Origin of the sequence: Spirosoma foliorum, from assembly GCF_014117325.1 — a bacterium.
Classification (GTDB): domain Bacteria; phylum Bacteroidota; class Bacteroidia; order Cytophagales; family Spirosomataceae; genus Spirosoma; species Spirosoma foliorum.
Genome location: NZ_CP059732.1, coordinates 7,531,542 through 7,545,828 on the forward strand (window position 1 = coordinate 7,531,542; position 14,287 = coordinate 7,545,828).

Here is a 14,287-nt window from a genome sequence, read left to right on the forward strand (position 1 = left end):
TATTTTTGTCGAATCAATTCGTAATCAAGTGGCTATGAAACGCGTACTCAATATAGGTTTGTTGGCTGTGGTGGTGATGTCGCTGGCATCGTGTGACTATCAAAAATATAACTCAGTCCGCCAGGCAGACTACCGGGCAGAAGATTTCCGTTCCGATTACAAGGCTGGTGATCCTGAAGTATACGGAAAAGGTAAAGATTCGGCTGCTGTTCAATCAAAATACACCTACACGGCTAATCCAGAGTTAGATGCGAAGGCGCAAAAAATCCGTGAGAAATTATTTGGACCTCGGAACACGACCCAAAGCCTGTAATAACGATTGGCTAATGGCAAAATAAAAGCGATGAATCAGCAAATAATGGCTGATTCATCGCTTTTATTTTGCCAGACCGCTGGCTAAAAAGCTCCGCCTTCCAGACAATCTAACGTGCCGAAAAATAACGTAAATGTAAATTTTTGCGTTACTTTGTTCACTCAAGTTGAGTCTGAAAAGAGTATTATTTTGTTAGCTAACCGCCTTTACGCGCAAATAAATATATGAAAATTGCACTGGTTACGGGTTCTGCTGGTTTGATTGGTAGTGAAGCCGTTGCTTTTTTTGCTGATAAGTTTGACCTCGTTGTCGGAATAGATAATAACATGCGGCAGTACTTCTTCGGAGCTGATGGCTCTACGGAATGGAACCGTAATCGTTTGGCCGAAACTTATTCAAATTACGTTCACCGTGCCGCCGATATTCGGGAGGTTCCGCAACTGGAAGTAATTTTCAAGGAGTTCGGCACTGATATTAAGCTGGTTTTGCACACAGCCGCACAGCCAAGCCACGACTGGGCTGCTCGTGAGCCGTTCACCGATTTCGGTGTAAATGCGGTAGGGACGCTTAATATGCTCGAAATGACTCGACTTCATTGTCCTGAAGCGGTCTTTATTTTCACCTCTACGAACAAAGTTTACGGCGACAACCCGAACTTCCTGCCGCTAATCGAAACCGAAACGCGCTGGGAAATCGACCATAATCACCCCTACTTCGAAAATGGTATCGACGAGCACATGAGTCTCGATCATACCAAGCACTCAGTTTTTGGGGCATCGAAAGTAGCTGCTGATATTATGGTGCAGGAATATGGCCGTTACTTCGGTATGAATACTGGCGTATTCCGGGGCGGTTGCTTAACGGGGCCGAATCACTCAGGTGCCCAATTGCATGGATTCCTGTCGTACCTGATGAAATGTGCTATCACCGGAAATCAGTACACCATTTTTGGGTATAAAGGCAAGCAGGTTCGCGATAATATTCATAGCTGGGATTTGGTAAACATGTTCTGGCATTTCTACCAGAATCCACGTCCGGGTGAAGTATATAACGCGGGCGGTGGTCGTTATGCCAACTGCTCCATGCTCGAAGCCATTGCGCTTTGCGAAGAAATTTCGGGCAACAAAATGAACTACCAATATTCAGAAACCAACCGGAGCGGTGATCATATCTGGTACATTTCTGACTTGTCTAAATTCAAACAGCACTATCCTAATTGGGATTGGACGTTCGATTTGAAAGAGACAATGAGCCAGATTCACGACAGCATGGCTGCCCGTTTGTCTGTAGCTAAATAAGTTACGCTTAAACGTATAGTACCGAATACCTGAATTGATGAGCTGGAAAAAGAAAGGACTGATTTATAAACCCGATGGTTCGCAGCCGTTCAGCCGAACCCATGCCCAAGTGCCGTTTGGTTACCCGATGCAGGATAAGTTGCGGGTTTATTTCTCGACACGCGATGAAAACATTTCGTCGGCAGTGTCATTTGTTGAATTGAATCCCGATAATCTTTCCGAAGTACTCTATGTGCACGACAAGACCTGCTTAGAAAAAGGCGATGTGGGCATGTTTGACGAAACGGGAACAATGCCGTCCTGGTTTCTGCCCGTTGGCGACGAAATCTGGCTATACTATACTGGCTGGAACAAGAGCGAAACCGCTAGTTATCGGCTCGGTATTGGGCTGGCTATTAGTAAGGATGGTGGCCTGACGTTTGAACGTAAGTTTACCGGTCCGTTGCTCGATCGGTATATATTCGATCAGGTGTGGGTGGCTCAACCCTGCGTTATCCGTGAGGAGCAGGCTGATGGCTCTATTCTATGGCGAATGTGGTATTTGTCTTGCACCAAAATCGAAGTGATTCAAGGACATCCCGAACCTTTTTATGATGTTAAGTATGCTGAATCGGCAGATGGAATTCATTGGGAGCGTACGGGACATGTTTGCGTAGGCTACGATGAATTTACGGACGCCATCGGGCGACCTACCGTTTATAAAGATGGGAATTTGTACAAAATGTATTTTTCTTATCGGAACGCGACGAACTATCGTACCGACGTTCAGCGTAGTTATCGGATTGGTTATGCCGAATCAGAAGATGGTATTAACTGGGTACGGAAAGATGAATTAGCGGGTATTGAGCGATCGGCTGAAGGCTGGGACTCACTGATGATGGACTATTGTCACATTTTCCCGCATCAGAATCAATGGGTTATGTTCTATAACGGAAACGGTTTTGGTGCGTCTGGATTTGGCTATGCCACTCAGTCAAAAACTGATTAAAATCAGCGTAGAGGAATTTGCATTTTATGTAGGTAGCCGCCTACTTTGTACGAAATCAGTAAGCGAATAACCATGAAAGAAGTAGCAAAATACATTATAAAGGTTGATGCTCAATTCAAGGATGGCCAGATCGTGCCCGAGATTCCATATGAAGAGGTAATGCGGTTGGTCAACGAGCCGAATATTGTTATTATTAAAACAGGTATTCCGGAACAAACGCTTCGTAACGTTATCGAAGCTACGCATGCCTGGGCATCCAAGACACCCTTGGCAGAGGCTCCCGATTCCTTCGACAATAATCAGCACAAACAACGACTGCACATTGCCAAAATTCAACAGGCTCCGCAGTTGTTTCACGACCATACCTTCGATGCTATTCTTGATCTTGAAGAACCAACGCAACAAACGTTGATGGAGGTTTTTAATCCCCTGCGTCAATTCTGGAATAACCTGACGGGTAACAATGAAGAGTATGGTATTCGGAAAGGCCAGCCCTATTTTCATCCACAGGTAACGCATTACCCATTGGGCGGTAGTTTCTTTGGTCGGCACTGGCACCCGCTTAATCCACAAAAAGTGGGCACTATTCTGGCCCTGAACCAATACGGGAAAGATTACAATTCAGGCGGAACAGGTTATGTTATCAATGATCATATTGTTGAAACAGAGGGCTATCAGGACATGGGCGATATTATTTTATTCCGGTACGATCTGCCTCACTGGGTTAGCCCGTCAAGTTTTGCGGACCGTTTTAGCTGGGATGATCCCGCTGGTCGTTGGGTAGCTATTCTGCCTTTCTATGACCCCTGGGGAAAACCTGCTGACAAAGATGAGCCTCAAGGCTGGAAATCCCATATTCAAACTGCTAAAGAAGCAACTGTATAGAAATAAAGTGATAGGAATAAACCAGGAGGCATCGGAGGGGAAACTTTTCTGATGCCTCCTGGTTTATTCCTTACTACAGACTAGTTATGATAAAAGTTAGTGTCCTGATTATCACGTATAACCAGAAGAAATTCATCCGCGAAGCTATTGATAGTGTTTTGGCGCAGAAGACAACATTCCCTATCGAAATATTAGTTGGTGATGATTTTTCGACCGATGGCACACGGGAGATTATTCAGGAATACGAACGCCAGTACCCAGGCTTGGTTATTGGTGTCTTGCATCCGCACAACATGGGTAAAAATGGCGGCATTAACTTTCTGGAAACGTTGAAGCTGGCTAAAGGTGAGTACTACGCTTTAATTGATGGCGATGATTACTTAACCAATCCACTGAAACTTCAAAAGCAGGCCGATCAGCTGGATGCCCATCCCGACTATTCAATGAGCTTCCATAATGCATTGATTACGTATGAAGATGGTAGTCCGTCTCACGTACTCAATGGCGATGACATGAAGCCGTTTTATACGGTAGAAGACCTGATTGGTGAGGATGAAATCTGGTTTATGGCTACCTCGAGTACGATGTACCGAAATAGCATAAAAGAGTACCCGGCCTGGTTTCGCGAGTCGTCGAGTGGCGATATTCCGCGCTTGATCCTGAAAGCTAAACTCGGTAAGATCGGTTATATTCCGGATGTTATGTCTGTATATCGGAAGAATAGGGCTGGAGCCAGCTTTCATGATAACTATCAGAATGAAACGTTTCTGCGGAACCGGATTCAGATGTACAGCGATATTAATCAGGAACTCGATTATCGGTATGATGCTTTACTGCGCCGAAATATGGCTCGCTATTATCGAATGATGCTCGATTCCCAACAGTATAAAGATAGCTATTTCCGGCGGGCAGCTTTGGCGGTCAAATACCTTTATATGGCAAAGCCAGGCTGGAATAAAACAAAAGCCGTTATTAGAGACTATATTGTACCGCGGCCAGTTGCTAAAGTCTATAGCACGTTGCGCCTGTTGCCACATCGATAGGCGATGCGGATGAATAAACCATCAATTGCGGATCTTGTCCGTACCTGACTACATATGAAATTAAGCGTTGTTATTCCTGCCTACAATGAAGAAGAGTCGTTGCCGCCAACGTTGCGCGTGCTCTATCAAACACTGGCCAAGCACGGAATTCCTCATGAAATTTGCGTTACAAACGATAACTCCAAAGATGGCACGCTGAAGGTACTAGAGCAGTTAGCGGCAACGGAAATCCCGACACTGGTTTACTATACTAATCCCGGACCAAACGGGTTTGGCTATGCGGTACGCTATGGTCTGGAACGGTTTTCGGGTGATTGTGTCGCTGTGTTTATGGCCGATTTGTCCGACGATCCAGAGGACTTAGTGAAGTTTTATCACAAAATGATGGAAACCGGTACCGATGCGGTATTTGGCTCGCGCTGGGGAAAAGATGGTAAAGTAATTGACTATCCTGAGTTGAAAAAACTCATTAACCGTGTTGCTAACTTCATTGTGCGGATGGTTATGGGCATTAAATACAACGACACGACCAACGCATTTAAACTCTACAAACGAGAGACGATTGAAGGAGTAAAGCCATTTCTAGCGCCCCATTTTAACCTGACGGTCGAACTTCCCCTTAAAGCAATTGTACGGGGCTATTCGTATGAGGTAGTACCCAATAGCTGGACCAATCGGAAATACGGTGAGTCGAAGCTGAAAATTAAAGAAATGGGGAGCCGCTACTTCTTCATTCTGATGTACTGCCTGATTGAGAAATATTTTTCGCAAGGTGACTTTCGCAAAAAAACAGCGACTACTCCCGCACAAACGGTAAGCCGGTAGTATTAGCCTAAAATTCCTTTTAGGCCCGGAATCTGGTAAAAAGCGAGTGTCTGAACAACGGCCCACGCGGCCGCGCTAATAAGCATATACAGCATCAGTTGGCCACGTTTGACTCCAAATGAAAGGGCTATAATAGTTCCACCAATTGGAGTCAGAATTAGTGGCGTTAAGAGCGCGATACCGGCTAGGCCAGCCCGTTTCCAGATACGGATTGCCAGCCGCGTACGCTTTGTAAATCGTTTGGGTGTGCTAGGCCGATAGCGTTGCCACAGGGCTTGCAAAGCAGCTCCAGCGTATGTAACGACTATAACACTCAGCATCATACCTACTGTTGTACAAATCGCGGTTTCGAGCCAGGTTAATCCAAGCGTGACCCCTGAGAGTGGCCCCCCAACGAATTTGATCGTGCTGGCAATGATCACGGAAATGTATTTGGCAATATGCATGACTATCGTTTGTACTGGAACAACGATGTAAATGTATCCGTTGTTTAGTTAATATGCCGCTGATTCATTCTGCTTATCCTGGGCCACCTGCGTTGCAATATAACGGCCATCTGCAAACGATCATTCCCAGCCTCACACGTAAAGTGGCAGGGGTTACCTACGAACGTGAGCGATTAATACTAACCGATGGCGACTTCGTTGATCTGGATTGGATTGACGGTGGTAAAAATCGTCTGGTTGTCTTGACGCACGGCCTGGAGGGCGACAGTGGCCGACAGTATATACTGGGGACCGCAAAACTCTTTGCTAAGCACGGGTACGATGTGCTGGCCTGGAATTGTCGTTCCTGTAGTGGCGAAATGAACAAGGAGTTTCGGCTTTATAACCACGGCGAAATCGGTGATTTAGGCGAGGTTATCGATCATGCGTTGCAAACAAAACGATATGCGGAAATAGCACTGATCGGTTATAGCATGGGCGGAAACATTACGCTGAAATACCTGGGTGTTCATGGAAAACAGCTTCCCGATGCAGTCAAGCAAGGTATCGCCATTTCTGCCCCAACTGATTTGGGTGCCAGCGCGGTACTGCTCGACTGCCCAACTAACCGATTCTACCGCAATCGGTTCATGAAGAAACTAGTTGCCAAAGTAAGCCAGAAGGCCGACCGATTTCCAGGTCGATTGGATATGAGCCAATTACGAAATGTGAAAAAATGGCGGGATTTTGATGAGTTTTTTTCGGCCCCAGTCAATAGCTATCGTGATGCTGACGATTTCTATACGCAGGCATCGGCCGTTAATTTCATGCCCGGTATTACTGTACCAACCTTGCTGCTCAATGCACAGAATGATCCTTTACTCTCGCCAGAGTGTTCACCGGGTTGGCTGGCAGAATCCCACGAACATATTTTTTTAGAAACGCCCCGGACCGGTGGCCATGTTGGTTTTCAGATCGCCCGTGATGAACATACATACGCAGAACGTAGGGCCTTGTCATTTATTAATGGAAATTGATCAGAAGCATTAATTCGTAGCAATGCGGACGAGTTCATTAATTTGATTGATGATCATAACGTTATCGGGCGTGTCAATTCCTTGTCCAACAATCTGGTAACCAGTTAACAGTATTTGCGACTCTGGAAAAGCGGTAGCAAGTCGATTTACGAAAGGCTGGACCTCATGATTAGCTGGCTGTGATGTGAGAATAGTAAGCAGATAATCGGGCTTATGTCGCTCATAAACGAATTCCAATTCGCTGAATGGCAGATTTTGACCTAAATAAATGACTTTATTCGAGCGGGCGCGGATGATATAGTCGGCAAACAATAAACTGATTTCGTGAAACTCTCCCTCAGGAAGAAATAGAATGTATTTTTTACCCGTAGCCGATTGCTTGCTCTGACCATCTATGGCAACAATAAGCTTCTGTCGGATTAAGTTCGAAATAAAATGCTCCTGAGCAGGCCCAATAGAGCCTGTTGTCCAGAGTGTACCAATACGATTCAAAAAGGGGTAGATGATATTGATCATCGTATTTTCGAACCCAAATTGAAACGAATTATCACGAATAATTTTCTCGAACCCTTCCTCGTCCAGGTCGATCATGGAGAGCGTCAGCGCGTGAATCTGATCAGGGTAGGTAAGGCGTCGTTCTGAAACACTAACAACTTCACGATATAACTCTTCGGGTGAGAGCTTCGAGATTTCCGAAATTTTGTAGCCGTGATCCTTCAATAAGGAAATATTCAGCACAAGCTTCAAATCCTGATCGTCATACGTTCGGATGTTGGTATCAGTTCGTTGCGGGGCAATAATGGCGTACCGTTGCTCCCAAATTCGCAACGTATGGGCTTTAATTCCTGAAAGCTGCTCTAAATCTCTAATGGAATAGGTACTCATAAAACAAGACTGCAAAGAATAAACCTATAAGGCATCTGCCGTAAACTCAATTAAACGAAGCTGGTGCGGAGTATAGATATTTCCCTTGTTGAATTATAAACCGGAAACCGAGGGATGTTAATTTTGTTTAATCTTCTTTCTGTAAAGGTTCAACAAAAATAGCATTTACTACTTATAAATCAAATCTATATAACACTTAACGTGAATTATGGAGGATTTACGAATAGAATTATACTAGTTTTTTGTCATCCCGACGCCAGGAGGGATCTTCGGTAGACAACCAGTTGCCGAAGATCCCTCCTGGCGTCGGGATGACAAAAATAACATTATAAGTGACTGATTATCAGTTAATAATTTCAGATTCTATCGATTATCCACGTTAACACTTAGTTACTGACTAACTAACTAGGTTAGTAAGTGCAGGGGCAATAAAAAAAGCCCTGAACAGTCAGGGCTTTTTTTCAGGGTGAAAGACGGGGCTCGAACCCGCGACCTTCGGAACCACAATCCGACGCTCTAACCGACTGAGCTACAATCACCATTTTTGAGAGTGCAAAAGTAATGAATAATGAATAATGTACAATGACTAATGGAGTTATTAATTATAAATTATGCATTGTACATTATTCATTACCCAATTAATTAGGCTTGCTTGCCTTGCTGATACCGTTTTTCGGCAGCATTCCAGTCAACTACGTTGAAATAAGCCGCAATATAATCTGGACGACGGTTCTGATATTTCAGGTAATAAGCATGTTCCCAAACATCAAGGCCAATAATAGGGAAGCCTTTTACTTCGGCAATATCCATTAATGGGTTATCCTGGTTTGGTGAAGACGTGATCGCTAATTCACCTTCTGGCGTTACGATCAACCAAGCCCAACCCGAACCAAAACGAGTGGTAGCAGCTTTCGTAAATTCTTCTTTAAAAGCGTCAAATGAGCCAAATTTCTGGTTGATAGCTTCAGCTAACGTGCCAGTAGGTTGTCCTCCACCCGTGCCCGAAATGGTGTTCCAGAACAATGTATGGTTATAATGGCCACCACCATTATTACGAACAGCAACGGGTGCTTTGCTCACACTGGCCAGCAGATCTTCGATGGATTTATTCTCCATGTCCGTGCCTGCAATGGCGTTATTCAAGTTCGTCACGTAAGCGTTATGGTGCTTGCCGTGGTGAATTTCCATTGTCTGTTTGTCAATATTCGGTTCGAGCGAATCACTTGGGTAAGGAAGCGGATCTAATACAAAAGCCATTGTATTGATTAGTTAGAATGTAAGATTATTCGGTTCAGTTAACAAGCCTATTTCAATTTATGTTCTTAGACGATTAAAAAACTTTGCCAATAGCGCCTGACTTTCGTCGGCTAGTACTCCTGTTTCGATGCGAGTTTTAGGATGTAATACGGACGGCTGCATTCGGCTGTACCCTCGTTTGGGATCACTCGCCCCGATCACTAACCGACCTAATTGCGCCCAGAATAAGGCACCTGCGCACATTACACAGGGTTCTAAGGTTACGTATAAGGTGCAGTCGGTCAGGTATTTGCCGCCTAAATAATGTTCTGCTGCTGTAATCGCCATGAGTTCGGCATGGGCTGTTACATCGGTAAGCTGTTCGGTTTGGTTGCGGCCCTTGGCAATAATTCTATTTCGGCAAACAACGACAGCGCCAACCGGAATTTCGCCATTATCGGCGGCTTCCTCAGCCAGTCCTAGTGCGATATCCATGAAATATTCATCGGGCATGAGCGTCGTTGGGCAACAATGGTTTATTGTTTCACTATTTTTCGAACGGTTTGTCGGTCGCCAACCTGTATACGTAGAAAGTACAGGCCATTAGGCTGAGTGGTCAGATCAAGTTCATTGATCTGTTTACGGGTACTATTCTCCAAAACGGGCCGACCTCCTGCATCAATGAGTGATAGGGTGGCAGGCGTATGAGTTAATGGCAGCTCTAACTCTACCCTAAGTATGGTTTGCGTAGGTACTGGATAGGTTTTGATTAATGGATCAAGCGGGTTGTCGTCTGTAGCCAGTAGTGGGGAGACTACAATGGTCGCGGTACCTGAAATTGGCCCACTACCGCAAACGTTCGTCACATTGGTTAAACGATAGCTTGTTGTTTTAATCGGTCGTGCTTCAAAAATATACGGGTTCGTGGACGTCGTGATCGAATAATTGTTAAGACTGTCCGAGTAGGTTGTTGTCCACGGTGCATCGCCCCCAAATGTTAGGGTTAAATTAGCGGGAGTGCCTTCATAAATAGTTTGTGAACCCGTCAGCGTTGCACTCGCAACAGAGCGTACGGTTAGCTGAGTAGGGCTGTTACTACCGATGATGGCGATCTCTGGGTTATCGGCTTTTATACGAACAAGATACTGGCCTCCGGGTAGTGTAGAGGGAAGCGTTCCTGTAACGGGAGAACTTGTGGCGGTTGTCGAAACAGCATACTTTTTCGTCGTATCGATTGCACTCACCAGTTCTATTCTAAATACATTGCCCGAATTAAACAGCCCTGATGTAGTAAACGGTACCGCAAGCGACGTGCCTGTGCATAAGGTTGTTGTTGCTATGGAGCTGGTTGAAACCGTTGGGACAATAACATTGATTTGGGCAGTTGCCGGACTCCCTGGTAACCCCACGCCACAACCATTCGAAACGGTTATTACCTGATAGATTGTGTTGCCACGGGGTAATACCGAAATGGTTGTGTCTGTTTTGGTCGACGTACCCGTATAACCACCTGTAAGCGTGTAGGTAAATGGCCCTGAGCTAGTAAACTTTAATTGCAATGGGGCCCGCTGGCCTAAATTTACCGTAGTGGTAGGTGCTGTTAAGCCTAATGTAGGTGGTGATGTAACAACAGCCTTGATGAGGGTTCGGGGACTATAACAGCCATTTGCCCCAATCTGGTACACGTAAAAAGGATCGCCACCTGGCTGAACATTCGTATTGGTTGTTGCAGGCGTAGGTGCGTAGGTAGTTACTCGACCATAAGGATCAATCCATCTCAATTGGCTGCCGGATTCACCAACGGCTTCCAGGGGCGTGGCATTGTCGTTAATACAATAGACAACCACGGGTTTGGGGGTAATAGGTGCCGCTACTGTATTGATTGTAACAATTAAATCGGCTCTGGGACTTTCGCAGTTGTTGACCGTTTGACTAACCTTAAAGGTCTGCGTACCCGCTTTATCAACGGAAGGAATAGGCGCGTTGGGGAATTGATTACCGTCTGTATTATACCAACGAAGATTTTGCCCACTAACGTTAGACTGTAATGATGTTACGTTCTGCGCAGGTTGATCCTGTTGCGTCTGACAATACGTAACAGGTGCCACCGTCGGCTGGCTAGGTAAGGCGTTAATGACAACGGTTATTGTTGCTTTGGGACCTTCGCAACCTTCGCTGGATGTCTGTGAAACTTTATAGGTTTGATTACCTACAGAACCCGTGTTGGGAGTAGGCGTCCCAGCTAACGAATTATCGGAAGCATCATACCATTTTAAGTTTGTGCCGTTGGCCGTTAATGGTTGGGCAGTAGCATTATTACAGAAACTTACAGGATTTACGCTTGGTGCGCCAGGTGTAGTCTTTACTCGTACGCTCAGGCTGGCACGAGGTCCTTCACAACCGCTTAACGTCTGACTAACATAATAAACAGTTGTCCCAACGGTAGAATTTGCAGGCGTAGGCGCGTTAGTAGATGCCGTACCACCATTGGCAGATGTGCCATACCAGTTAGCCGTAGCATTGGTGACTAAAGATGCTGTAAGAACTGGGGCTGTATAGTTCTGGCAAAAGTCAATTCCAGAAGTTCCGGGAGCAGCGGGCGTATCTTTTACCTGCACAGGTATACCGGCACGAGCGCTTTCACAACCATTAACCGTCTGGGTTACGTAATAGGTAACAGAGCCAATAGCCGAAGCTGCTGTGCTCGGAACCGTAGCGTTGCTTGAGCCAGTGCCATTAGTCGCATTCGTACCATACCATTTCAAATTCTGTCCTACAGCCGTTAATGCTTGTGCTGTGGTACCCTCACAATAAGCACTGGGAGAGGTTCCGGTTGGTGGAGTTGGTACCGAATTGATGGTTACCGTAAGCGTTGCTTTAGGACCTTCGCAATTGTCAACGGTCTGCGAAACTTTGTAAACCTGATTACCCAGGGAGCTTGTGTTAGGAGTTGGCGGACCAGTTAACAACTTATCAGTATCATCGTACCATTTCAGATTTGAACCAGTGGCTGTTAATGGTTGAGCAGTCACATTATTACAGAAGCTAATAGCGCTCACAACAGGAGCAAGAGGTAGGGATTTCACCCGGACACTCAAACCAGCACGAGGACTCTCACAGCCGTTTAGGGTTTGGCTAACATAGTAAGGCGTATTACCCGGCGTTGCACTGGAAACAACAGGTGGATTCGAAGAGGCAGTCCCACCGTTAACTAAAGTGCCATACCAGTTAAGCACGGCGCTTGCAGAAGCTGTTGCCGTTAATGTTAAGGATGCTACCCCCTGGCATAATTCAACATTTGTTGTACCGGGCGCAGCAGGTTTGCTTTTGACTACGACAGGAATACCCGTACGTGAGCTTTCACAGCCACTGATCGTTTGCGTTACATAGTAAATGGCAGATGCTGCTGTACTGGGGATTGTAGCGTTGGTTGAAGCCGTACCGTCTGTTGAGTTAGTGCCATACCATTTTAAGAGCGATCCGGTTGCGACCAGAGCTTGAGGAGTAGCTCCTTCACAATATGTAACCGATTGTCCGGAGGGAGCGGGAGGGATGGCATTAACCGTTACAGTCAAGGCTGCTCTTAAACTTTCACAGCCGTTAACGGATTGACTAACATAATAAGTGGTTGACCCGGTATTAATCGTTGATAGGGTTGGGGCCACGCTTGATGCTGTCCCTCCAGCCGAAGCCGTGCCATACCAGATCAGAGTCCCGCCCGATGAAGGTGTTGCGGATAAAGGGTCTGTACTACGCGTTTGACAGGCGATAACCGGACTCGTTACGGTAGGGGCTGCTGGAGTCGCTTTAACCGTAACGGCAATAGCAACCCTTGAGCTTTCGCAGCCATTTAGCGTTTGGCTGACATAATAATTTGTTACTCCTGATTGAGAGGTAGTAGGTGTTGTCGCAACGTTTGATGCTATGCCTCCATTGGCAGAAGTACCATACCAGTTGAGAACGGCACTGGTAGAAGCCGTGGCCGATAAGGCGACAGCTGGTTGACTTTGACAATAAGTAGGAGCCGGAGTTGTAGCTGGTAAGCCCGGTTTACTTTTTACGGTAACTGTGATGGTTGCCCTGCTACTTTCGCATCCGTTAACTGTCTGACTGACGTAATAATTAGTTGGGCCAATAAGGCTTGTATTTGGTTGTGTCGCCACAGTTGATGCGGTCCCTCCCGATGACGCCGTACCATACCAGTTAAGTACACCCCCTGCCGAAGCCGTCGCATTTAACGATTGAGGAGTATCACCGTCGCAATAATCAGCAGGTTTCGTTACGGTCGGAGGATTGGGAGGACTGGAGACTGTAACAACAAGACTGGCGCGAGGACCTTCGCAGCCGCTCAGCGTTTGGCTGACGTAATAGGTAGTAGGACCTACAGCTGTTGTAGAAGGAACAGGAGAAATAGAAGATGCTGTTCCACTATTGGAAGAAGTGCCATACCAATTAAGCGTTGCAGACCCAACTGGGGTTGCCACTAAAGAGCTGGCTGTTTGCCCTACGCAATAACTTATGGGCGAAGTGCCCGGAGCAGCAGGTGTGTCTTTTACGGTAACGGTAATCGTTGCCTTAGGACTTTCGCAGCCGTTAACTGTTTGACTGACGTAATAGAGGGTTGATCCAATAAGGTTAGTGTTTGGTTTCGTTGCCGTACTAGAGGGCGTGCCTGATGGATTCTGGCCATACCAGTTTAGCGTACCACCGCCTGAAGCTGTAGCAATTAGTGATTGAGGGGAATTACCTTCACAATAAGTAAGAGAAGGAGAAGGTATACCTGGAGCAGTAGGGACATTAATTGTGAGGGTTGATAGACTGGTAGCCTTTGTTGCATTGCCGGCAGCTATTTGAATACGATAGGAATTACCATTTGCAGCCGTCGAAGGAATGGTCCCACTAATATTTCCCCCCGTTCTTGACGTCAGAGTACCTAAAATTGTTGGATAAGTACCTCCAACAACATCAGATAAATACGCTGTGAAAACATTTCCCACAGCGAATGAAGTACTTGTTGTGAAAGAAACAGTAAGTCCTTCTCCTGCACAAACTGTAGCTTTAGAAAAAGTAACATTGGTTATTGTCTGCCCAAACCCACTAGTTGCCAACCCCATCAGACACAGCAAAGCCAGTAAATAGGAGTAAAATATACGTCCTTTCATAAAACTTGAGTAATAAATCAATTTTGGACTCTAAAGTTAATGTTTTTATGCTTGATATATGGAAGACAATAGGTTGTAGCCCATGTACACCAGTTAGCAAAATGTGGATAACTGTATAATTAATCGATTGATTAATAGTAGTATGCTAGTGTTTTGTATTCGTTATTGTGCCCAGAGAGACAATGCTCTT

Annotated in this window: 12 protein-coding genes and 1 tRNA gene; 7 read left to right on the forward strand and 6 right to left on the reverse strand. The window is 45.7% G+C overall.

Annotation, left to right across the window (positions count from 1 at the left end):
• Positions 1-34 precede the first annotated feature (34 nt).
• The 6 genes from H3H32_RS31625 to H3H32_RS31650 all read left to right on the forward strand — a co-directional run bounded on the left by H3H32_RS31625 (position 35) and on the right by H3H32_RS31650 (position 5,352).
• Entirely contained in the window at positions 35-313 is a 279-nt protein-coding gene (locus tag H3H32_RS31625) for a hypothetical protein (protein ID WP_182459724.1), read from the forward strand.
• Positions 314-537: 224 nt separating this feature from the next.
• Positions 538-1,611, forward strand: a complete 1,074-nt coding sequence (locus H3H32_RS31630) for an NAD-dependent epimerase/dehydratase family protein (protein WP_182459725.1) — start codon at positions 538-540, stop codon at positions 1,609-1,611.
• Positions 1,612-1,648: 37 nt separating this feature from the next.
• A complete protein-coding gene (locus H3H32_RS31635) occupies positions 1,649-2,599 on the forward strand; it encodes a glycoside hydrolase family protein (protein WP_182459726.1) in 951 nt (316 codons plus the stop codon).
• Positions 2,600-2,671: 72 nt separating this feature from the next.
• Positions 2,672-3,484, forward strand: a complete 813-nt coding sequence (locus tag H3H32_RS31640) for a hypothetical protein (protein WP_182459727.1) — start codon at positions 2,672-2,674, stop codon at positions 3,482-3,484.
• Between the two features lie 86 nt (positions 3,485-3,570).
• The gene (locus H3H32_RS31645) at positions 3,571-4,527 is read left to right on the forward strand and encodes a glycosyltransferase family 2 protein (RefSeq protein ID WP_182459728.1); all 957 of its coding nucleotides are present in this window, start codon (positions 3,571-3,573) and stop codon (positions 4,525-4,527) included.
• Between the two features lie 54 nt (positions 4,528-4,581).
• Positions 4,582-5,352, forward strand: coding sequence for a glycosyltransferase family 2 protein (locus H3H32_RS31650; RefSeq protein WP_182459729.1), 771 nt, complete (start codon positions 4,582-4,584; stop codon positions 5,350-5,352).
• Positions 5,353-5,354: 2 nt separating this feature from the next.
• On the opposite strand, the gene H3H32_RS31655 is transcribed toward H3H32_RS31650, so the two are convergent.
• Positions 5,355-5,798, reverse strand: a complete 444-nt coding sequence (locus tag H3H32_RS31655; protein WP_182459730.1) for a hypothetical protein — start codon at positions 5,796-5,798, stop codon at positions 5,355-5,357.
• 53 nt (positions 5,799-5,851) lie between these two features.
• Between H3H32_RS31655 and H3H32_RS31660 the strand changes: the two genes are divergently transcribed.
• On the forward strand, positions 5,852-6,814 hold the full coding sequence (locus H3H32_RS31660; protein ID WP_182459731.1) for a YheT family hydrolase: 963 nt from the start codon (positions 5,852-5,854) through the stop codon (positions 6,812-6,814).
• Between the two features lie 9 nt (positions 6,815-6,823).
• On the opposite strand, the gene H3H32_RS31665 is transcribed toward H3H32_RS31660, so the two are convergent.
• From H3H32_RS31665 to H3H32_RS31685, 5 genes are all read right to left on the reverse strand, one after another.
• Entirely contained in the window at positions 6,824-7,699 is an 876-nt protein-coding gene (locus H3H32_RS31665) for a MerR family transcriptional regulator (RefSeq protein ID WP_182459732.1), read from the reverse strand.
• A gap of 464 nt (positions 7,700-8,163) precedes the next feature.
• Positions 8,164-8,239, reverse strand: a tRNA-His gene (locus H3H32_RS31670).
• Positions 8,240-8,341: 102 nt separating this feature from the next.
• On the reverse strand, positions 8,342-8,956 hold the full coding sequence (locus tag H3H32_RS31675) for a superoxide dismutase (protein ID WP_182459733.1): 615 nt from the start codon (positions 8,954-8,956) through the stop codon (positions 8,342-8,344).
• 57 nt (positions 8,957-9,013) lie between these two features.
• Entirely contained in the window at positions 9,014-9,448 is a 435-nt protein-coding gene (locus tag H3H32_RS31680) for a nucleoside deaminase (protein WP_182459734.1), read from the reverse strand.
• 23 nt (positions 9,449-9,471) lie between these two features.
• Entirely contained in the window at positions 9,472-14,097 is a 4,626-nt protein-coding gene (locus H3H32_RS31685; RefSeq protein ID WP_220472573.1) for an Ig-like domain-containing protein, read from the reverse strand.
• Positions 14,098-14,287 lie beyond the last annotated feature (190 nt).